Source organism: Streptomyces tamarix (assembly GCF_032423885.1).
GTDB lineage: Bacteria > Actinomycetota > Actinomycetes > Streptomycetales > Streptomycetaceae > Streptomyces > Streptomyces tamarix.
This window is the reverse complement of sequence record NZ_JAWCTQ010000009.1, coordinates 113,000-133,920: the sequence shown is the minus strand read 5'-3', so window position 1 is coordinate 133,920 and position 20,921 is coordinate 113,000. Positions and strand designations below refer to the sequence as shown.

Genomic DNA, 20,921 nt, shown 5'->3' with positions numbered 1-20,921 from the left:
CGGTGGCGGTTTCCATCGCCGGCCGCAGCGGCTGGTCCGACGACACGTGGTCGTACTTGAACGATCCGCGGATGCCGGCGATGGAACACGGCTGGAAACTGCACGTCTCGGCGCGCCCCGGCGACCTCGACGCCGTGACCCGGCTCGTCCTGCCGGTTCTGTCCCGGCACGTCTGCCACGCGAAGTTCGCCCGTGACCCGGAGACGCTGCGCCGCCTCAACTCCGGGGTGGTGAGCGCCGGAGCCGTCGGAAAGGCGATCACCGTCTACCCCCTGGCCGGCACCGTGGTCCGGGTCGCCCGGGAACTCGTCGCCGTACTGCGCGACCGGGAGGGCCCTCGGGTCGTCAGCGACCGGCGGGTCGACCCGAGGGCCCCGGTCTACTACCGCTACGGCCCCTTCACGGGCGACTACCGAACCGGCCGGAGCGGGCGGCTCGAATCCGTCATGACCGGGCCGGACGGCCGGATCTTCGACGGCCTGGCCGTCGGTCGCTACCGGTGCCCGCCCTGGGCCGAGGACCCCTTCGCGGGCGGCTCCGCACACGGTGACGAGCCGTCCGCGCCCGGCCTCGGCGGCGGGCGCTACACGGTCACCGCCGGCATCGCGCGCACCCCCCGGGGCAACGTCTACCGCGCGGTCGACCGCGCTCTCGGGCGGCCGGTGGTGGTCAAACAGGCGAGGGCCTTCGTGGGGGAGGACGAATCCGGTACGGACGCCCGCCACCGGCTGCGCAACGAGCGCGCGGTCCTCACCGCGCTCGACGGCGTCACGGGCGTGCCCCGCGCACTGGACTACTTCGCCCACCAGTCGGACGAGTACCTGGTGACGAGCAGTTGCGGCGACCGGGACCTGCGCAGGGAGGTCCTGCGCAACGGCCCCTACCGGGACGACGGCACCCGGCCGGCGCGCGCCCTGTCCGTCCTCGCCTCCCGGCTCCTGCGCGTCCTGGACGCGATCCACGGCCGGAACGTGGTCGTCCGCGACCTCAAACCCGACAACGTCGTGCTCGACGACTCCGGCCCCGGCCACTGCCACGTGATCGACTTCGGGATCAGCGAGTGGAACGGCGCCGGCCCGGGAGGGGCGACCCCCGGATACAGCGAGCCGGTTCTGCGCACGACCGGACCGGCCGCCCCCGCCGACGATCACTACGCCCTCGGCGCGACCCTCTTCTTCGCCGCCACCGGCATGGACCCGGTGATCGTCGACCCCGACCACCGGGTCAACCGGGACCGGACCCTGGCCTGCCTGGCATGGGCGCTGCCCGGGCGCGCCCACCGGGAGGTCCGGTCGTCGATCACCGGCCTCCTGAGCTTCGACCCGGCCGTACGGACCGCCGCCGCCGACCGCCTGCGCACCGGCACGGCCGGCACCGCGCGCCGGCCTCCGCGCCGCCCCGCGCGCCCCCGGATCGACAGCGACCTGCTGGACGAGGTCATCGAGCACACGACCGCGTTCTGCCTCGGCGAAGCGCACGCGATCGTGGACCCGGTACGGGCGGCGCGGCTGAACGTCCCCACCTCGATCGACGTCTACGGCGGCAGTTCGGGACTCGGACTGGAACTCCTCCACCACGCGCACCGGCCCCACGTGCGTCCGGCCGTCACCGCGTTGGCGCGGTGGACGGCGGAACAGTCCAGGAACCTGCCGGCCGGTCTCTACACGGGGCGCACCGGCGTCGAACTCTTCCTCGCGGAAGCGGGCGTGGAAGCGGTCCCGGGGACGGACGCGCGGCCCGGGCACCCCGTCCTGCCGGATCGGGCACCGGACGGCGGACCGCCGGAGGCGGATCTGATCGCGGGCGCCGCCGGAATCGGCCTCGGCCGGCTGCTGCTCGCCCGACACGCCCTCCGGTCCGGTCACCGGCACGCCGCGGACCGGCACCTCGCCGTCGCCGCCGACTGCGACCGGATGCTGGCGTCGGGCACCGCCCGACTGGCCCCGACCGGTTCGGACACGGCCGGCAGCGCCGCACTCCGCGAGGGCATCGCGCACGGCGGGGCGGGCGTCGCCTGCTTCCTGCTCGAATACGGCGGCGAGACCGGGGACCCGGACGCGATCAGCCGCTCAGAGAAGGCCGTCGCGCGCCTGGCCGCCGTGACCCCGGACATCATCGCGGCGGCTGCCGAGCGGGGGGCGACACGCCGCTACGGCTCGTGGTGCCGGGGCCTGGCCGGCATCGGGACCGTACTCGTCCGGGCCGCCGAACGCCTCGACGAGCCCGGGTACCTCGACCTCGCCCAGCGGGCCGCGCGCGCCTGCGCCGCCCTGGCGCCGCGGATGCCGCTGGTCACGCAGTGCTGCGGACTGGCCGGGGTGGGCGACCTGATGGTGGACGTCGCGGAGGCGTCCGCGTCCGAGGAGTTCCGGGACGCGGCCGAGACCGTGGCCCTGCTCATCCTGAGCCGCAGCGGCGGCACCTGGTCCCGGCCCGTGTTCCCGGACACCGGTCTCGCCGGGGCGAGCGCCACCTGGGCCGGCGGTTCCGCGGGCGTGCTGGCCTTCTTCAGACGACTGCGCGACCGGGGCGGTCCGCGGCTCGGCCTCGTCGCCTGACCGCTGCCGCCGGCGGCTCCCCGCCGCGCAGCCGGTGCTTCACGCCCCGGCGGACGGCGGCGCCTTGAGGCCGGAGGAGGAGAAGGCACGGCGACCGGCCCGGCGACGCCACCCCGCTCGGCTCCCCGGCCCCGGCGCCGTCCGGCCGGCCCCGGCGCGCCGTGCTGCCCGGGCGTGGCACACGGCCTGTCCGACCGGCCTGACGAACAACCCCGTCCAGTAGCGGTACCGGCAGCGCCGCCGACGCCCGTACGGCGAGCCGGAAAGGCCGGGCGAGCCGCGTTCGCTCCGCGAGCGGCCAGTTGTTCACTCGCTGTTTCCGCGCGCGCCTCGACGCACCAGTAGGTGTGGCTGCACACACTGGCCGGATCCCGTCTGGAGACCCTTCCATGGCACATCGTTCGCTCCCCGACCGCCGTACCGTGCTGCGCGGCTCGCTCGCCGCGTCCGCCGCCCTGACGTTGCCCGCCGGTCCCGGCGCGGCGCCCGCGCTGGCCCTGTCGGGGCGACCGCGGGCCGGCTGGGGGGTGCAGACCGGCGATGTGACGACGGACTCCGGGCTGGTGTGGGTGCGCTCGGACCGGCCGGCCCGGATGATCGTCGAGACGTCCGCCACCGAGTCGTTCCGCAACCCGCGCAGGTGGCACGGCCCGCTGCTGGGCGCGGACACCGACTTCACCGGCACCACCCGGCTGCGCGGACTGCCGCCCGGCGAGCAGATCCACTACCGGGTGCTGCTGGCCGACCCGGACGACCCGCGCCGCACCGGCGAGCCGGTCACCGGCACCTTCCGCACGGCGTCCGTCCGCCGCCGTGACGGGGTGCGGTTCGTCTGGTCGGGCGACCTGGCCGGACAGGGCTGGGGCATCAACCCGGACCTCGGCGGCTACCGCATCTACGACACGATGGCCGCCCTGGACCCGGACTTCTTCCTGTGCTCCGGCGACAACGTCTACGCCGACGGCCCGATCACCGAGACCGTGGCCCTGCCCGACGGCCGGACCTGGCGGAACGTCACCACCGAGGAGAAGTCCAAGGTCGCCGAGACCCTGGCCGAGTTCCGCGGCAACTTCCGCTACAACCTGCTGGACCACAACCTGCGCGCGTTCAACGCCCGCGTGCCCTCGATCATCCAGTGGGACGACCACGAGGTCACCAACAACTGGTATCCGGGCGAGATCCTCGCCGACAGCCGCTACACGGAGAAGAACGTCGACGTGCTCGCCGCGCGGGCCCGGCAGGCGTTCTCGGAGTACTTCCCGATCTCCACGCTGCGCCGCCCCGGCGGCCGCGTCCACCGGGTGCAGCGCCACGGTCCGCTGCTGGACGTCTTCGTGCTCGACATGCGGACCCACCGCAACGCGAACTCCCCGGGCGGCCAGAGCAGCGACCCGCAGGGCATCCTCGGCCGGGAACAGCTGGAGTGGCTGAAGAAGGAGCTGTCCCGGTCGCGCGCGGTGTGGAAGGTGATCGCCTCCGACATGCCGCTCGGCCTGGTCGTGCCCGACGGCGGGGACGGCAAGCCGAACATCGAGGCGGTGGCGCAGGGCGACCCGGGCGCCCCGCTCGGCCGTGAGCTGCAGATCGCGGAGCTGCTGCGGTTCGTCAAGCACCGCCGGATCACCGGCACGGTCTGGCTGACGGCCGACGTGCACTACACCTCCGCGCAGCACTACCAGCCGTCGCGGGCCGCGTTCACCGACTTCGAGCCGTTCTGGGAGTTCGTGTCGGGCCCGCTGAACGCCGGTGCCTTCCCGGCGAACGCGCTCGACGGCACCTTCGGCCCGGAACGGGTCTTCGTGAAGGCGCCCACCCGGGCGAACGTCTCCCCTGCGGAGGGCTACCAGTTCTTCGGCGAGGTCGACATCGACGGCGACACCGCGGAACTGACGGTCCGGCTGCGCGAGCAGGACGGCACCGTGCTGTTCACCAAGGCGCTCCGGCCCGGTCTCGTCGGGCAGTAGAGCCGGAACGGCCGGATGACGCCCAGGGGGGTGGAGGTTGGTGCGCGGGGTGGCGGCAAGGGATGATACGGATCATGGACTACGGCGTGCGGGAGCCGGCGCGGCTCGGACAGATCCGACTGCCGGACGGTCGATCCCTGGGCTGGGCGGAATGGGGGCCGGCCGACGGCACCCCGGTGCTGGTGTGCCCGGGGGCGGCCACCAGCAGGCGGCTCGGTTTCGGCGGCGACGTCGTCGACGCGGCAGGTGTCCGGCTCATCAGCGTGGACCGGCCCGGCCTCGGCACCTCCGATCCTGCTCCCGGCCGGACCCTGTCCGGCTGGGCCGCCGACATCCGGCACCTCATCCACGAGCGGGCTCTGCGCGCGCCGTCGGCGGTGGGGTTCTCCCAGGGCGCGCCGTTCGCCCTCGCCCTGGCGGCGAACGGCCTGGTGGACGCGGTGGCAGTGGTGTCCGGCAGTGACGAACTCGCCCATCCTCGCTTCGCCCGTTCGCTGGACCCGCAGGTGAAGAACATGGTGGACGCCGTCGCGGCCGACCCCGGCGCTGCCGAGGCGTCCTTCGCCGGCTTCGGCAGCGCCGACACGCTGTGGGACCTGATCGTCACCACGAGCTCCGAGCCGGACCGCACGGTCTACACCGACCCGGCCTTCCAGCGCGCCTTCCGGAGCGCGATGGCCGAAGCCTTCAGCCAGGGCCCGAGCGGCTACGCCCGCGACACGGTCCTGGCGATGGGCCGCTGGCCGTTCGACCCGGCCGACATCGCCGTCCCGGTCGACCTCTGGTACGGACAGCAGGACACCAGCCCGGTCCACTCCCCGGACCGGGGCGAATCCCTCGCCCGGTTGATTCCGAAGGCGACCCGGCACCTCCTTCCCGCCGCCGGGGGATCGTTGCTCTGGACGCACACCGAGACCGTCCTGCGCACCTTGCTGGCCCACGTCCGGTGACACCGGGGGAATCGAGCAACCCGGTCACGACCGACCGGCCGGGCCGGAAGACGAACGGCGCCCCGTGCCGACGCCCGCCGAAGCGGTGGGCACCCGCTGCTCGTTCGCAGGTTCTGGCCCGCCATCCGTGAGGACGATCGGCGTCTCGGCTTTCCGGCGGACGGCCAGTTCGGGGTGGGTGCGGCGCGCATCGACGACCACGTCCCGGGGCAGTACCCGGGTGTCGTAGGAGCAAATGATCCAGGTGGTGAGGAGGTCACGCTGTTCGGTGTCGTCGGTGAACGGCAGGCGCAGATGGTCCCCGTACCCGATGTCCCGCTCGGGGAGGTCCCCGTGCGCGTACGCGACCCCCACAGCCTTCGTCGACGTCGTGGAGGCCGACGGGCCGGATCCCCCCTCGACGACACCTTTCGGCGGCGGCATTTACTCGGCACCCGGTGCGTCCTCGTGTCCTTCCGGGCCCTGCGATCCGGGGCGACCGTGCCGTCCGGCTTCACCGTCACAAGCGGTCGAGGGCGTGGTCGAGGGTGGGGTACAGGGAGATGACCTGGTCGATCCCCGCGATCCGGAAGACCCGCTCCAGACCGGGCCTCAAGCCGACGATGCTCAGCGTGGAGCCCGCGCTCGTCGCCCGGTGGTAGGCGGTGATGAGCACGGTGAGACCGGTGGAGTCGCAGTACTCCAGGCCCGACAGGTCCACGACCACGCCCCTGCTCGTGCCGAAGGGCACGGACGCGAAGGCTTCGCGGAGCTGGCCGGCGGTGTGGTGGTCCAGCTCCCCCTCCACGCGCAGCAGGACTGACCCGCTGGTCCCGGGCTGCTGTGTGATAGCCAGAGTGCGTTCTACCTCGGTCACCGTTCGACTCCTATGCGGTGGATGGACAGCCGGTCCGCTCGCCTATCCTACGAAGTCGCACCAGGTGGCGGAGCGGTGACACCGGGGCCGCGGGGGCGGGGGCTCCACCGCGCCGGGGCCACGAGGGTGCACCACCCGTGCACTGCGGTCGGTTGTTGTGGGCGGTGGGACGACGGGGCAGTGACCGAAACGGACAGGAGGGTGGCGCGTGGCGCGCTCGGAAGAGGCTGGGCACGGGCTGTCGGCAGCCGGAGCCGAGGTGTTCGAGGCCGACCGTGAAGTCGGCCGGGACCTGACCGCGGTGGACTGGGCGGCGACACCGCTGGGGCCGCCGGAAAGCTGGCCGCAGAGCCTGCGGACCGCGGTGAGCATCCTGCTGTCCTCCCGGTTCCCGATGTGGATGGCCTGGGGACCGGAGCTGACGTTCTTCTGCAACGACGCCTACCGCCGCGACACCCTGGGCCGCAAGTACCCCTGGGCGCTGGGCCGTCCCGCCAGCGAGGTGTGGGCCGAGATCTGGGGTGACATCGGCCCGCGCATCGACACCGTCCTCACCAGCGGGAAAGCGACGTGGGACGAGGCGCTGCTGCTCTTCCTGGAGCGCTCCGGCTACACCGAGGAGAGCTACCACACCTTCTCCTACAGCCCGCTGCGCGACGACGCCGGTTCCGTGGTCGGCATGCTGTGCGTGGTCAGCGAGGACACCGAGCGCGTCATCGGCGAGCGCCGGATGGCGACCCTGCGCGACCTGGGCTCCGACCCCAGCGTCATCCGCACCGAACAGGAAGTGCTGGACTTCGCCGGCCAGCAGCTCACCGCGAACCAGCGGGACCTTCCCTTCACCCTCACCTACCTGTACGGGGAGGACGGCTCGGCCCGGCTCGCGGCCACCACCGGGCTCCCCGCCGACCACCCGGCCGCCGTGGACGCCGTGCGCGTCGACGATCCGGACGCCCCGTGGCCCGCGGCGACCCCGGCCCGCGGTGAGACGGCGCTGATACCCCTCCGGGACACCCCGTTCACCGACCTGCCGACGGGAAGTTGGAAGCAGCCGCCCACGCAGGCACTGGTCGTGCCGCTCCTGCAGCAGGGCAACGCGCCCTTCGGCTTCCTGGTGGCCGCCCTCAACCGCTACCGGACCCTGGACGAGGGCTACCGCGGCTTTGTCGAGCTGATCGCCGGGCACCTCGCCTCGGGCATCGGCAGCGCCCGCAGCTACCAGAGCCAGCAGCGGCGCGCGGAGGAACTCGCCGAACTCGACCGGGCCAAGACCACGTTCTTCTCCAACATCAGCCACGAGTTCCGCACCCCCCTCACACTGATCATGGGACCGGTGCAGGAACTGCGGACCCGGCTGGCCGACGACGAACGGGCCCGGCAGGAACTGGACACCATCCACCGCAACGGGCTGCGTCTGAGCAAGCTCGTCAACACCCTGCTGGACTTCTCGCGCATCGAGGCCGGCCGGATGCGGGCCAGCTACGAACCCGTCGACCTGGCCGTGGTCACAGGAGAGCTGGCCAGCGTGTTCCGCTCCGCCGTCGACAAGGCCGGCCTCGACTTCCACGTCGACTGCGCCCCGCTGCGGCGGCCCGTCCACATCGACCGCGACATGTGGGAGAAGGTGGTCCTCAACCTCCTGAGCAACGCGCTGAAGTTCACCTTCGACGGCTCCATCAGCGTCACCGTGCGCGAAGAGGGCGGCCGGGCGGTGGTCACCGTCGCGGACACCGGGATCGGCGTCCCGGAGGCGGAGCTGCCGAGGCTGTTCGAGCGGTTCCACCGCATCGAGAACGCCCGCTCCCGCTCCAACGAGGGAAGCGGCATCGGCCTGGCGCTCGTCCAGGAGCTGGTCGGCCTGCACGGGGGCACCATCACCGCCCGGTCCACCGAGGGCGAGGGCACCTGCTTCACCATCCGCCTGCCCTTCGGCACCGGCCACCTGCCCGCCGACTCCCTCGCCCCCGCCTCCGGCCCCTCCGCCGCCTCCGCCACCGCGGACCCCTATCTGCAAGAAGCCCTGCGCTGGCTGCCCTCCGACACCGCGGCGGACGCGCCGGCGCAGATGCCGGCGGAGGGCAAGGCGCCCCTCCGCGCCGCCGGCTCCGTCGCCCCGGCGCGCGTACTGGTCGCCGACGACAACGCCGACATGCGCGAGTACCTCACCCGCCTCCTGACCGGCGCCGGCTACCAGGTCCAAGCGGTCACCGACGGGCAGGAAGCGCTGGAGGCCGTCCGCCGGGAAGCCCCCGACCTGCTCGTCAGCGACGTCATGATGCCCCGCCTGGACGGTCTGCAACTGGTTGCCGCGTTGCGCGACGACGCCCGTACCGCCTCGCTGCCCGTGCTGCTCCTGTCCGCCCGGGCCGGGCAGGAGGCCTCCATCGAGGGGCTCCAGGCCGGTGCCGACGACTACCTGGTCAAGCCGTTCGCGGCCGCCGAGCTCCTCGCCCGGGTCGAGGTCAACGTGAAGCTGGCCCGACTGCGCACCCACCACGCCCGCTGGCGCACCGCACTGGTGGACTCCCTCCAAGAGGCGTTCTTCGTCTGTGACGAGGAGGGCGCCGTCGTCGAGATCAACGCCGCGTTCACCGACATCCTCGGCTACGGCCCCGAATCCCTGCCCTACGAGCCGATCCACCCCTGGTGGCCGGACGCCGAGACGGACCCCGAGGCGCACCGGCAGGTCGGGGAGGCGTTCGACCTGCTCCTGGGCGCCCCCCAGGGCTCGTACACCATCCCCGTCACCCACCGCGACGGCCATCGACTGTGGGTGACCGCCAGCTTCGCTCACGCGCAGGACCCCGATTCGGGGCGCCGCGTCACCGTCGGCACCTTCCGCGACGTCACCGCCGAGCACTACGCCATCCAGCGCGAGAGCGCCCTGGCCTCCCTGAGCACCAGCCTCTCGCGGGCCCCGAGCCTCCCCGACGCGCTCTCCGGGGCCCTGCACGAGCTGAAGGACCTGTGGCGCGCCCGGAACGTGCTCGCCGCCGTCTTCGAGGGCGGCGACGAACCGACCCTGACCGCCACCGACGGCTCGGCCTGGCACGAGCTGCCCCAGGAGCACCGCCGGACGATCACCGACATCCGCCGGCGTCCCCTGCTCACCCCCCACCCCGACCACACGGGGGCGGGGATCGCCGTCGAACACCCCAGCGGCCCGATGGTCATCTGGATCGACCTGGGGGAGCACAGGCCGTTCAGCGAGCAGGACCAGCTCCTCCTGTCCCTCCTGGCCGGCCACCTCGCGCAGGGCCTGACCCGTGCGCACCAGATCGACCAGCAGCGCGAAACCGCCATCGCGCTGCAGCGCGCCATCCTCGGCCCGTCCCACCTGCCCGACGGATTCGCCGTCCGCTACGAGCCGGCGACCCAGCCGCTGGAAGTCGGCGGCGACTGGTACGACACCGTCACCCTGCCCGACGGCCGCATCGGCATCGTCGTCGGCGACTGCGTAGGCCGCGGCCTGGAGGCCGCCTCGGTCATGGGACAGCTGCGCAGCGCCTGCCGCGCCCTGCTGCTGCAGGACGCCAGCCCCGCCCAGGCGCTCATGGCCCTCGACCACTTCGCCGCGACCATCCCCGGCGCCCTGTGCACCACCGTGTTCTGCGGCGTGCTCGACCCGGACACCGGCCGCCTGACGTACTCGAGCGCCGGGCACCCGCCGGGCATCCTCACCCACCCCGACGGCACCACCCGACTGCTGGAGGACGGGCGCTCCATCCCCCTCGCGGTCCGCCCCGGCAGGACGCGCCCCGAGGCCGAGTGCGTCATGCCGGCGCGCGGCACCCTCCTGCTGTACACCGACGGACTGGTGGAACGCCGCCGCCGCCCGTTGACGGCGGGCATCGACCAGGCCAGCGAAGCCGTCCAGGACGGTCGCGACATCGCCGTGGACGACCTGGCCACCCACGTCATGACCCGCCTCGCCCCCGCCGACGGCTACGACGACGACGTCGCCCTGCTCCTGTACCGCCACCCGGCACCCCTGGAGGTGTCCTTCCCGGCCGAGTCCTCCCAGCTGGCCCCGGTCCGCAAGGCCCTGCGGAGCTGGCTGGACCAGTGCGAGCTGCCCCCGCACACGGTCCAGAACGTCCTGGTCGCCGCGGGAGAGGCGTGTGCCAACGCCATCGAGCACGGCCACCGCGACGCCCCCGGCGACACCGTGCGCCTGCGCGCCGAAGCGTTCGTCCACGGGCTGCACCTCACCGTCACCGACACCGGCCGGTGGAAGACCCCGCAGCCCGAGCTCAACGCCCACCGCGGACGCGGAGTGACCCTGATGCGCTCCTTGATGCAGCAGGTCACCATCACCCCCGGTCCCATCGGCACCATCGTCGACATGCACACAAGGATCGCCTGATGACCACCCCCCTCACCCTCACCCCCGGCCGGCGCCCCGACGGGACCTCCCACCTCGCCGTCGCCGGTGAGATCGACATGAGCAACGTCGACTCCCTCGCCGACGCCCTGGACGCGACCACCGGGCCGCTGGTGCTGGACCTGACGGCGGTCGACTACCTCGACAGCGCCGGACTGAGCGTGCTGTTCGCCCACGCCAACCGCTTGGAGCTGATCGCCACGCCCCTCCTGGCGCCGGTCCTGACCGTCTCCGGGCTCGCCGACCTGGCCACCGTCCACGGCCTCGGCACCGAGCCGCCTCCCTCCTCCTGAGGCCCTCAGGGCGGGGCCAGCGCAGTGAGGGCCGGGCCGGTGGCGGTGGGATGGTCGCCGGTCGGTGGGGCCGGAGCCGGATCCCGCGCGACTCCCGGCCGAGGGCGCGGCCGAGGGCGCGGCCGAGGCCGCCGGGTGTGCCGAGGGCGGTGTCGGCCGTCCCTCGGCGCGCGGGTGACCGGACGGCCTCGGAGCCGGGCGGGTTCCGAGGCCCGCTCTGCCCGCGCAGCCGCATTCGGCCGTCACGTCGGTGACGTGCGGCCGTCGGCAGTCGATCGAGGAGGGGCCTTCGGGCGTGGTGGAGACGGCCGTCCCCACTCGCCCCGGAGGTCCTGGTGGTCCTCGCCGGATACCGGGAGCCGCCCGTCGCGCGGCGGGCACGGACCGCCGGCGGGTGTCCGTGCCGCTCGGCTCCGTCCGACCTGAGCGTCCGTCAGGGCCTGGGCCGTACCCGCCGGTTGTCCACCCGCACGGCGAGCCGTCGTCCCGTGCGGCCGGTCTCCGGAACGACCGATACCTCGCGCAGGTCGGTGACGCCGGGGTCGCCCGTGCCGCCGACCCGCACCACGGCCACCCCCGCGGCCCGTGCGGCGGCCACTCCCACGTCCGCGTCCTCGAAGGCGAGGCACTGGGCGGGTGGCACCCCGAGCCGGTGGGCCGCGAGCAGATAGCCCTCGGGGGCCGGTTTCCCCTCGACCACGTCCTCGGCGGTGACCAGGACCCGGGGTACCGGCAGTCCCGCCGCCGCCAGTCGGGCCAAGGCCACCTCGCGTGCGCCGGACGTGACCACCGCCCAGTCCTCGGGGGCCAGCCGGGCGAGCAGGGCCGCGGCGCCGGGGATCGGTCCGATGCCCCACGTGTCACGGCAGGAGACGTCGTGCAGCCAGGCCAGTTCCTCGTCGTGGCGGCGGGTGGGGGCCAGCAGGGCGACGAGATCGGTGTCCCGGCGCCCGTGGGACAGTTCCAGCACGTGGTCGCCGTCGAGGTGGCAGCGCGCGGCCCAGGCCCGGGTGTGGCGTTCGATGGCCGCCGCCGAGTCGACCAGCGTGCCGTCGAGGTCGAACAGCAGGGCGCGTCCGTGCCTGCCGAGCGAGCCGTCCGCGTGCTCGCGCCAGGTGTGCGGTGCCAAGGGCGAGGGGCCCGTTCCTGCCAGGGGGGAGCCGTTCATGAGGGCACGTCCTGCTTTCTTCCGCTCGGTCTGGTCTGGTCGTTCCTGGGACGGCCGGCCCGGTCCGCGCCGGCGGGGACCGGGCCGGCGGGGACGCGTCGGGCCCGGCGCGCACCCGGGCGCCGCCCACCGCTCGCCGGGCCGTGGGTCACCGCCCCCGCGGCCCGCCGACCGCGGGGTCCCGCAGGGCCGGAACGGCCGCCCTGATCCCGTCGGCGACGGCGGCCACCACCGCGTCCGGCGGTGCCGCGGCATCGATCACCGTCCAGCCGTCCCGGTCGGCCCAGGAGTCGAGCACCTTGAGGATCGCCTGCTGGTGGGAGAGGAAGCTTCGCTCCGAGCAGTCCGGGTCCATCCCGCACTCGTAGGGGACGACGTCCCGCCCGCACTTGCGCCGCCAGGCCACGGCCGGGTCGAGCCGCAGGTAGAACACCAGGTCGGACCGGGGCAGCCCGGCCGTCACGCTCTCCGTCCACGCGCGGTCGAGGCCGTACACCGTCTCGCTCGCGGCGTGCTTCATCCAGTAGCCGTCCAGCAGGACGGGCTGCCCGTCGGGCACCGCCGTGTTCCCGGTCAGGGCCAGACCGATCGACCACATCAGGAAGAGGAACCGCGACGTGGTGGGCATCTCCGCCACGCACAGCCGGGTGTCCGGGACATCCGGGCGCATGAACCTGGCTGCCGGATAAGCCGGGTTGTCCACGATGTCCCAGCGATCGACCCTCCGGACCGGATGTTCCGGGCTGTCGAGCAGGGCGTGGACCCGGCGGGTGACGGTCGACTTGCCGGCCCCGTCGGTGCCGACCACGGAAATGATCACAGCAACCTTCCCTCCATCGCTGGTCGCCGGATGCCGCGGCCGGGGCCGGGGGACGGACCGTCCGCTCCCGCCCGTACGGTCGCGGACGGTGCCGGGCGGCCGGGAGCGGCGCCCCGGGCCGCCTCAACCACGGGCGCGGTGCGGTCGCTCCGACAGTCGCAGGCGCAGCGGAAGAACGGCTCCGCCGAGCATGCGGCCCCAGCCCGCGCGCTGGTGCCGCGCCCCCAGGAGCAGGGGCAGCACGCCGTCCTCGGGGTCGCCCGTCGCCGCGCGGGGAAGGCGCGCCTCGAAGACGTCCCGACCGTCGCGGCGCGTGAAGTGGGAGGTGAAGCCGTTGCCGCCGGGATCGGCCAGCGAGTAGTCGTCGTGGCGGAACCGGTCGCCGTCCGGTTCGTAGAAGCATTCGTAGCGGTGGTCGCCGAAGTTCAACGAGAGGGCCGAGAACGCTCCCGCGGCTGCCGCGGGGACGGAGACGACCACGGTGAGTCCGCCGTCGGACGCGCGGGTGAAGCGGGCCTCCACGTCGAACGCATGGCCCGGAACCGTGCGGTGGACGCTGCGCCCCGCGGCCCCTTGGCCGGGGGCCGCCACCCGGTGGGTGTCGCCCGGCGCGAGGAGGTCCACGGTCGGCGCGTCGAAGCGGTCCAGCAGTGCCGGGATCGCCGCGCTGTCACGGACCACGAGCTGCTCGGGGTGCCAGCCCCTGTCGATCGTGTAGCCGTCGACGCCGTCCCACCAGGCGTCGACGGGGAAGAACTCCCGGGGCTCGCAGCGGCCGGGCAGTCCCGCGCCGGCCAGCGGGTCGGTGCCCAGCAGGGCCACCGCCATCGAGCGGAAGAAGGCCACCGCGTCATGGGCTCCGGTCTCCTCCGTCAGTTCCGCCAGCAACTCGGGGCGGAAGTCCGGCAGCGCGGCGTAGTCGGCACCTGCCGCGATCTCGTCGAGGCGTACGGTGGCCGTCGGCAGCGGGAACACCGCCGTCACGTAGTCGCCGAACGCGTGGCACACCTGCGCGAGCAACGCGGGCTCCGGCCGCAGCAGCGGAAGGCCGACCGCGTTGTCCCCGGAGTCCAGCAGACCGGCCAGCCGCTTCTGCCCCAGCTGGTACGTCTCCAGGTGCCACGGCTGGGGCCAGTCGCCGGGGTGCAGCCGGGGATCGCAGTCGGACGGCCGAACGCCGTCGGGCAGCCGGGGCACCCGCACGTGGGAGTGCACCTCGACCAACTGGCCGTCGGGGCTGCGCAGCCGGCAGTACTCGTCCAGGACGTCGAGCTCGCCCTCCGGGACGAATCCCTCGCGGACCAGTGTGTCCACCAACTGCTGCGGCTCGTCGGACACGACGTCCAGGTCGCCGCTGCGCCGCAGGTGGGCCGGGTCCCCGGTCCGGCCGTACAGGGTGAAGCCCTTGACCAGCACGAGGGGTTGAGCGGCCCCGTCACGCCGTAGCAGGTCGGCGACCTGCCGGGCCAGGGCGATGCGCCGGACGACGCCCGCCGCGGTGCGTTCCTGCCGTTCCCGCACGCCGCGGACCAGGTCGTCGCCGAACGTCCGCGGCCCCTCCGCGTCGACGCGGCGCAGGAAACGCGCGTCCAGCCGATGGGCGTCCAGCAGCTCCCTCACCCGGGGAAGGTGCCCGGAGGCGAGGGCGGGAGGGTCTCCGGGGGCGCCAGCGGCCCAGGTCATCGCGGCGCGCAGGGCCCGCACCGAGCTGTCCCGGCCGGCGTCGTGGTCAAGCGGCGTCATCTGTAGGCGTGCCCGTTTCTTCCGAAGGGTGCCCGGGCCGGACGGCACCGGGCCGTGAAGCGGCGCGGACCGGTCACCGTGACGTGGTCGCGGTGCCGGTGGCGGCCCGAACGCGCCCTCGGCCGGTGCGGCGGCCGGCCCGGTCGGGGAGCGCGAGCACCAGCAGCAGGCAGGAAACCGCGCAGAAGCCCGCCGCGATGGTGAAGATCGCCGGTGAGTAGCCGCTGACGGCCAGCGGCGCCAGCACGCCGGCCGCCGAACCGATCTGCACCGCCGCGGTGTAGAGGCTGGCACCACCGGCGGCGCCGGTCTTCAGGAGCCGGCCCAGCAGGGTCATGCCGACGGCCTGGAAGCCGGCCGTGAACACCGCGTACACGATCTGGGAGACCAGCAGCACGGGTCGGCCGCCGCCGATCACGACCAGCAGGAAGGAGACACCGCCGACCGCGGCGATCAGGGTCAGCACCGCGCCGTCGCGGTAGCGGCCTCCGATGCGGCCCAGCGGGCGCAGCACGGCGATCTCGACGACCACGGTGACGGCGAACAGGGCCGACACCCACTGCTCGGACCAGCCGCCGTGCAGCACGTACAGCGGGAGGTAGACGCCGCGCAGGCTGTCGGCGGCGCGCAGCAGCACGATCGCGGCAACGGTGCAGCCGAGCACCCACAGGCCGGTGCGGGCCGGGCCGGGGCGCTGCTCCTCGGCCGGCTCCCGCTCGCCGGGCTGCTCCGCGGACTGGCCGTCAGCCGGGGCGGGGGCCGGTGCGGCGGGCCTGGGCAACAGGGCGATGACGGCTCCGATCAGCAGCGCCCAGTTGATCGGCCGCAGCACCTCCGCGTACCCGTCGAGCGCGCTGACCACGCTGAACAGGCCCAGGCCGGCGACGTAACCGATCACGTAGAGGGTGCGCAGACGCGCCACCACGCGCAGTTCGGGGGCCGGGCCGGCCAACTGCTGTGCCGCCGCCATGTACTGGGGGTAGACGAGGCTCATCGCCATCGTGGCGGCACCGGCCGGGAAGACCGTCCAGGACCACGGCAGGTAGGACAGGGCCGCCAGTCCGGCCACGGAGACGACGGCGGCGGTCCGCACCACGCGGGCCCAGTTCCGTGGGCGCCGCCCGACGAGGAGGTTGAGCGCCGCCGCGAAGACCGCCGTGAGCAGGAAGAAGGCGGCGATGCCGACCTTTCCGTGGCCGCGGTCGGCCAGCCAGAGGGGAAGCGTCACGCTCAGCAGGCCGGCGAAGGCGGCGTTCAGCAGCAGCCCGGTACTCAGGGCGGCCGGGACGCTCACCCGGTCGCGCCGGAGGTCCCCTGACGTCACGTTGGCCCACCTCTCGTGATCGGACGGGCCGATGCCCGGTCGAGTGGAGCGCGGCAGCGAGGGTCGTGCGCCGCCGGTGAAGTGGCCTCTCGGCGAGATGTGAAAAAGCAGCTCAGCCGCTACTACCGGCACTTCGGTGCAGACGCGGACGTAGAAAAGCGGCACACCTCAAGGCGGCAGCGCATTATATGCAGGCGGCTCCTGCCGGGCGCAAGACGCTATCGACGGGAGAATGGGGCCGTCGGAGCCCGTTTCTTACAGTCCTTGACAATCTCGTGCGCGCTCGGAGAGTCTTGAAACCGCTCTCCATCCGGGCCGCCGGACGGGGCGTCCGCCCTTATTCAGGAAAGCGCACTTCGCTGTTCGGGGTGCGGTTGCGGTGTGGAGTGTTCGGCGTTCCGGTTCGGAACTCGGTACCTGTGGACGCGGGCCACGGGCTGCGGCACCGTACCGCGTCGGAATTCGCCGCCCCGCCGTACCGCCCGGCCGTGCCCGCCCGGCGGCAGAGCCGGTTCGCTCAGGATGTGAGGAGACCCCCTTGGATCCGTTGGCCAACTCGCCCGTGTTCGTGGTTCCGCACTACGGGGACACGCCCCTGGCCTGGGACTATCTCGACCGGACCGTACGCAGCCTGTTGGCGCAGTCGGATGCCGGCTGGCGGGCGGTGATCGTGGACGACGCGTCCCCGGACCCCGGTGCCGACGACCGACTGGCAGGGATCGCCGCGCTCGATCCGGAGCGTCTGCACGTCCTGCGGCAGGACCACAACGGCGGCCCGGGAAGCGCCCGCAACGAGGGGGTGCGCTGGGCGGCGGCCCGGGAGGCGCCGTTCGTCCTGTTCCAGGACTCCGACGACCTGGCCGACCCGGAACGGCTCGACCGCACCCGGCGCCGGTTCGCCGAGGAGCCGCGGACCGACTTCCTCTACTCCGCGTTCGAGGTCATCGACGAGCACGACAAGCCGGTACCGCGGGACGAGGTCACGCCGTCGGTGCGGGAGATCCTGGAGGCCCTGGAAGCCGGCCCGGTGCAGGGTCCCGACGCCTGGCTGCCCATCGGCACCGCCACCGGCTACGCCACCCTCACCAGCACGGTCGCCGTGCGCACCGGCCTGGCGCTGCGCCACCCGTTCCCGCACACCGCGGTCTCCGAGGACGCCCACGCCTGGTTCCGCCTGCTCGCCGGCGGCGACGGCCTGGGGTTCCTGCCGGACGTGACGGCGGGCTACCGCATCCCCCGGTCGACCTCGGGGTCGGCGAGCCGGGAGCGGCTGGGCGACGACTTCTACAGCCTCATGCTCCTGGTCGACCTGGACGGGTTCCTCGGCGCGGCGACGGCCGCGCTCGACGCGGGACGGATGAGCCTCGCCGACCTGCGGGAGGCCGTGCGCCGGTTCCACCTGCGCCAGGCCGACACGATGGCCGCCGAGGGGCGGGCCGCGGCCGCCGAGACCTGCCGGGCCCTCGCCGCCGTGCACCCCCCGGCGGCGGAGCGCGGGCGCGCCCCCGCGCGCGGCGTTCCGTAAACGCCGTATTACGGGAACCGTGGTTCGAAATATTTCGACGGAGCGGTACGCCCGGAGAATCAGTTACCCTCCCGAAAAGCAACCGCCGTCCGGAGCGTCTCCGGTACGGACCGCACCAAGGGGCAGGAACCCGAAGCATGACCGAAGCAATGCGGGACAGACTCAGAAGGATTTCCGTCTTCGCGGACGTCGGACCGGTTGATTTCAAGGAATCCGAGCTTCCCGAGAATCCCGTGCCGAGGGTGGCCGAGTGGATCCTCGCGGCGCATGCGGCCGGACAGCCGGAACCCCACGCGATGAGCCTGTGCACGGTCAATGCCGAGGGAATTCCGTCGAGCCGGGTCCTGCTGGTGAAGGACATCGACACCGACCGGTTGTTCTTCGCCACCCCTGCCGACAGTCGCAAGGGAATCGAAATCGCGTCGAACCCGCACGTCGCCGCCCACTTCTACTGGCCCGTCACCGGTCGGCAGGTGCGGATCACGGGGACGGCTTCCGGCCTGGACCGGGACGCCTCCGAGCGTGACTTCGCCGAGCGCGGCCGCGGTTCCCGGCTCTCCGCCCACCTGCACCGGCCCGGCCCGCTGCCGGACCGTCACACCGCGTACGGCGAGTTCGAGCGCCTCGACGCGCTCTACCCGGACCAGGTGCCGTGCCCGCCGAGTTGGACGCTCTATGCGATCACCCCCACCGAGGTGGAGTTCTGGGAGGCGAGCACGGACCGCGTCCACCACCGCGTGCGGTACCGCAGGGACGCGGACACGGCCCGGGGCGCCTGGCGGCGGGAACTGCTGTGGCCCTGAGGAGGGAGGGCACCTCGGTGCCCCCCTCGCCGCGGGCCGGTGCGGCGCCGGTGCGCGGCCGTCCGGAGAGCGGTCGCTTGGGGCGCGGCCGCAAGATCCTCCTGATCGTCGCGGACCAACTGCGCGCCGACGCCCTCGGCGCGTACGGGAACCCGGTGGCGCCCACCCCGCACCTCGACGAACTCGCCGCCCGCGGAGCCCTCTTCGAGCAGCACTACTCCGTCTGCGCGCCCTGCGGTCCCGCCCGGGCCTCCCTGCTCACCGGCCTCCACCAGGCCGAGCACGGGGTCGTCTCCAACTCCGCGCCGCTGGACCCCGCGCTGCCCACGCCGGCCACCGCCCGCATCCCGTGCCACGTCGTGGGCTACACGGACAGCGTCCACGAGGACGGCCACGACGGGGTGGAAGGGGTCCCGCCCGGCTTCTCCTGGCACACCCGCTTCAACCTGAACGACCCCGGACTGCGCGGCTGGCTGGAGACGCTGCGCGCCGCCGGGCACCCCGTCCCGCGGCGCCCGATGGACGTCTTCCGTCCCGTCGAGGGGACCGCGCACCGGGCGCGCTACGACGCGGAGCTCAGCGACACCGCGTACGTGGCGAACCGCACCATCGACTGCCTGACCGAGCACCGCGACGAACCCTGGCTCATCGTCAGCACCTTCCTGCGCCCGCATCCGCCCTGGGTGGCACCGCCCCCGTACGACACGATGTACGAGCCGGCCGCGATGGCGGCACCGCAGCGGCTGCCCACCCGGGAGGCGCAGGGCGCCGTCCACCCCTTCCTGCGGCGGTGGATCGGCCGGCCGGGTCTCGACACCGCGCCGGACCGGCTCACCGACACCGCCGTGGCACGCGGCCGTGCCGTGTACCTGGGGCTGCTCACCGAGGTGGACCACCACGTCGGCCGTGTCCTCGCCGCGCTGCGCCGGACCGGTCAGGCCGAGGAGACCCTCGTCGTCTTCACCGCCGATCACGGCGACGCCCTGGGCGACCACTGGACCCTGGGCACCGGCGGGTTCGCCGCCGGCGCCTACCGGGTGCCGCTGATCATCGCCGTCCCCGGAGCCCCCGCGGCACCGGACGGGCCGCGGCGCACGGACCGGTTCACCGAGTCCGTCGACCTGGTGCCCACGGTGCTGGAGTGGGCCGGGTTGCCCAGCCTGCCCGGGGCGTGCGGCCGGTCGCTGCTCCCGTTCCTGCACGGCACACCCGACGGCTGGTTCCGGCAGCACGCCGTGGGCGAGTTCCACTTCCGCGCGGCCCTGCGGGACAGCTGGCCGTGGGCCGCCCGCGCGGAGCCCGACGCCTGCCGGCTGACCGTCCTGCGCAGCGCGTCCCACACCTACGTCCACTTCCCCGCGCTGCCACCGCTGTTGTTCGACCGGACCGTCGACCAGGGCGAGCTGCGGAACCTGGCCGGCGAGCCCGGCAGCCGGCCGCTGCTCGACACCTTCGCCGAGCAGGTCCGGGAACACGAGCGGCGCCACCGGCGCCGGGCCGCCGAGAGACAGGGGGTGACTCATGCACACGGCTGACCTGCTGGTAGTGAAGATCGGCGGCAGCCTCTTCTCCGACAAGCGGCTCGACCGGCACCTGGACCCGGCGGCGGTGCGCCGCTACGCGCGGATCGCCGCGGCCCTGCACCGGGCCGCGCCGGGACGCGTGGTGCTGGTGTCCGGCGGCGGAGCGTACGGACACGGTGCCGTCCGCGGTCTGGACCCCTCGGAGCCGTTCGCGGCGCTGGCGCTGACCGGCGCCAACGCCGAACTGCGCTGGGCGTGGACGGTGGCGCTGCGGGAGGCGGGCGTGGCCGCTTTCCCGGTCCAGTTCGCGGCCGCCGCGGTACTGGGGCCGGAGGGTGACGCCCGGCTCTCCGGGGAGGCGGTCGCGCGGCTGCTCGCCGCCGGGGTGCTGCCCGTGCTCAGCGGAGACTGCCTGCCGGACCGCTCGGGCCGCCTCCACGTGGTGGGCAGCGACCTGGTGCCGGGCGCCCTGGCCGCCCTCGCACCCGGCGCCACCCGCATCGTGATGCTGACCGACGTGGACGGGGTGATGGACGGGGAGACCGTGATCCCGCGCCTCACCCCGGACGGGGCCGACGCCGGGCTGCGGGCCCTGTGGGAGGCCCCGCGATGGGACACCACCGGTGGGATGGCGGGGAAGCTGACGGCCGCACTCGAACACTCCCGGAAAGGAGCGGAATGTGTGATCCTGCACGGCGCCCGGATCGGCGCGGACCCTACTTTTCTGCTGGCTCCCTTCGAGGAGTGGCCGAGGGGTGTCCCACGCACGGTGGTCGCCGCGCAACCACCCGTTTCGAAAACCGCGGGATGAGCCGCTTAGGCACTCTTCCGGCGGAGCGGCAAGCCCCCGGGGCCGTTTTTATGACCCGAAAGTTTCTGTGATTCCTCTCCGTCGCCCCGCTCGATGCGGTTCGCGCGTACCAACTGTCGAACCAGGCGCCGGCTCGACCAGATGAACCCCATTTGACCTGCGTCGATGTGTCTGAATTCGTCGAACACGCCTGTAGCCC

The 20,921-nt window shown here is 73.6% G+C and carries 15 protein-coding genes; 9 read left to right on the top strand and 6 right to left on the bottom strand.

From position 1 onward, the window contains the following. The first annotated feature begins 2 nt into the window (after nt 1-2). From lanL to RND61_RS10135, 3 genes are all read left to right on the top strand, one after another. Nucleotides 3-2,558 carry a class IV lanthionine synthetase LanL gene (gene lanL, locus RND61_RS10145; RefSeq protein ID WP_315877510.1) on the top strand — a complete coding sequence of 852 codons (2,556 nt, stop codon included), beginning with the start codon at nt 3-5 and terminating at the stop codon, nt 2,556-2,558. Between the two features lie 389 nt (nt 2,559-2,947). Further along, nucleotides 2,948-4,522 carry an alkaline phosphatase D family protein gene (locus tag RND61_RS10140; RefSeq protein WP_315877509.1) on the top strand — a complete coding sequence of 525 codons (1,575 nt, stop codon included), beginning with the start codon at nt 2,948-2,950 and terminating at the stop codon, nt 4,520-4,522. Between the two features lie 74 nt (nt 4,523-4,596). Continuing rightward, a complete protein-coding gene (locus RND61_RS10135) occupies nt 4,597-5,472 on the top strand; it encodes an alpha/beta fold hydrolase (protein WP_315877508.1) in 876 nt (291 codons plus the stop codon). 24 nt (nt 5,473-5,496) lie between these two features. Here RND61_RS10135 and RND61_RS10130 read toward each other — a convergent pair whose 3' ends face one another. Further along, a complete protein-coding gene (locus tag RND61_RS10130) occupies nt 5,497-5,895 on the bottom strand; it encodes a hypothetical protein (RefSeq protein WP_315877507.1) in 399 nt (132 codons plus the stop codon). Between the two features lie 76 nt (nt 5,896-5,971). Continuing rightward, complete coding sequence (locus tag RND61_RS10125) at nt 5,972-6,328, bottom strand: STAS domain-containing protein (protein ID WP_315877506.1); 357 nt, start codon at nt 6,326-6,328, stop codon at nt 5,972-5,974. 208 nt (nt 6,329-6,536) lie between these two features. Between RND61_RS10125 and RND61_RS10120 the strand changes: the two genes are divergently transcribed. Both RND61_RS10120 and RND61_RS10115 read left to right on the top strand, forming a co-directional pair. Next, nucleotides 6,537-10,694, top strand: a complete 4,158-nt coding sequence (locus RND61_RS10120) for a SpoIIE family protein phosphatase (RefSeq protein ID WP_315877505.1) — start codon at nt 6,537-6,539, stop codon at nt 10,692-10,694. Further along, a complete protein-coding gene (locus RND61_RS10115; RefSeq protein WP_315877504.1) occupies nt 10,694-11,005 on the top strand; it encodes an STAS domain-containing protein in 312 nt (103 codons plus the stop codon). Before RND61_RS10120 ends, RND61_RS10115 begins: the two co-directional genes overlap by 1 nt. A gap of 433 nt (nt 11,006-11,438) precedes the next feature. On the opposite strand, the gene RND61_RS10110 is transcribed toward RND61_RS10115, so the two are convergent. From RND61_RS10110 to RND61_RS10095, 4 genes are all read right to left on the bottom strand, one after another. Next, a complete protein-coding gene (locus tag RND61_RS10110) occupies nt 11,439-12,173 on the bottom strand; it encodes an HAD-IA family hydrolase (protein WP_315877503.1) in 735 nt (244 codons plus the stop codon). A 148-nt stretch (nt 12,174-12,321) separates the two neighbouring features. Beyond that, nucleotides 12,322-12,993 carry a thymidylate kinase gene (locus tag RND61_RS10105; RefSeq protein ID WP_315877502.1) on the bottom strand — a complete coding sequence of 224 codons (672 nt, stop codon included), beginning with the start codon at nt 12,991-12,993 and terminating at the stop codon, nt 12,322-12,324. Nucleotides 12,994-13,116: 123 nt separating this feature from the next. Continuing rightward, complete coding sequence (locus tag RND61_RS10100; protein ID WP_315877501.1) at nt 13,117-14,736, bottom strand: nucleotidyltransferase family protein; 1,620 nt, start codon at nt 14,734-14,736, stop codon at nt 13,117-13,119. Nucleotides 14,737-14,809: 73 nt separating this feature from the next. Next, nucleotides 14,810-16,060: a hypothetical protein gene (locus RND61_RS10095; RefSeq protein ID WP_315877500.1), complete on the bottom strand. Its 1,251-nt coding sequence runs from the start codon at nt 16,058-16,060 to the stop codon at nt 14,810-14,812. A gap of 538 nt (nt 16,061-16,598) precedes the next feature. On the opposite strand from RND61_RS10095, the gene RND61_RS10090 reads away from it, so the two are divergent. From RND61_RS10090 to RND61_RS10075, 4 genes are all read left to right on the top strand, one after another. Next, complete coding sequence (locus RND61_RS10090; RefSeq protein ID WP_315877499.1) at nt 16,599-17,585, top strand: glycosyltransferase family 2 protein; 987 nt, start codon at nt 16,599-16,601, stop codon at nt 17,583-17,585. 137 nt (nt 17,586-17,722) lie between these two features. Next, nucleotides 17,723-18,388: a pyridoxine/pyridoxamine 5'-phosphate oxidase gene (locus RND61_RS10085; protein ID WP_315877498.1), complete on the top strand. Its 666-nt coding sequence runs from the start codon at nt 17,723-17,725 to the stop codon at nt 18,386-18,388. Between the two features lie 77 nt (nt 18,389-18,465). Next, nucleotides 18,466-19,923: a sulfatase-like hydrolase/transferase gene (locus RND61_RS10080; RefSeq protein ID WP_315877497.1), complete on the top strand. Its 1,458-nt coding sequence runs from the start codon at nt 18,466-18,468 to the stop codon at nt 19,921-19,923. Continuing rightward, nucleotides 19,910-20,722: an amino acid kinase family protein gene (locus tag RND61_RS10075; protein ID WP_315877496.1), complete on the top strand. Its 813-nt coding sequence runs from the start codon at nt 19,910-19,912 to the stop codon at nt 20,720-20,722. The genes RND61_RS10080 and RND61_RS10075 overlap by 14 nt, the downstream gene beginning before the upstream one ends. Nucleotides 20,723-20,921 lie beyond the last annotated feature (199 nt).

What these genes read in the sequence shown, in the direction of transcription:
- RND61_RS10110 (WP_315877503.1), bottom strand. Translation starts at nt 12,173, where the DNA reads ATGAACGGCTCCCCCCTGGCAGGAACGGGCCCCTCGCCCTTGGCACCG.
- RND61_RS10100 (WP_315877501.1), bottom strand. Translation starts at nt 14,736, where the DNA reads ATGACGCCGCTTGACCACGACGCCGGCCGGGACAGCTCGGTGCGGGCC.
- RND61_RS10130 (WP_315877507.1), bottom strand. Translation starts at nt 5,895, where the DNA reads ATGCCGCCGCCGAAAGGTGTCGTCGAGGGGGGATCCGGCCCGTCGGCC.
- RND61_RS10135 (WP_315877508.1), top strand. Translation starts at nt 4,597, where the DNA reads ATGGACTACGGCGTGCGGGAGCCGGCGCGGCTCGGACAGATCCGACTG.
- RND61_RS10140 (WP_315877509.1), top strand. Translation starts at nt 2,948, where the DNA reads ATGGCACATCGTTCGCTCCCCGACCGCCGTACCGTGCTGCGCGGCTCG.
- RND61_RS10085 (WP_315877498.1), top strand. Translation starts at nt 17,723, where the DNA reads ATGACCGAAGCAATGCGGGACAGACTCAGAAGGATTTCCGTCTTCGCG.
- RND61_RS10115 (WP_315877504.1), top strand. Translation starts at nt 10,694, where the DNA reads ATGACCACCCCCCTCACCCTCACCCCCGGCCGGCGCCCCGACGGGACC.
- RND61_RS10075 (WP_315877496.1), top strand. Translation starts at nt 19,910, where the DNA reads ATGCACACGGCTGACCTGCTGGTAGTGAAGATCGGCGGCAGCCTCTTC.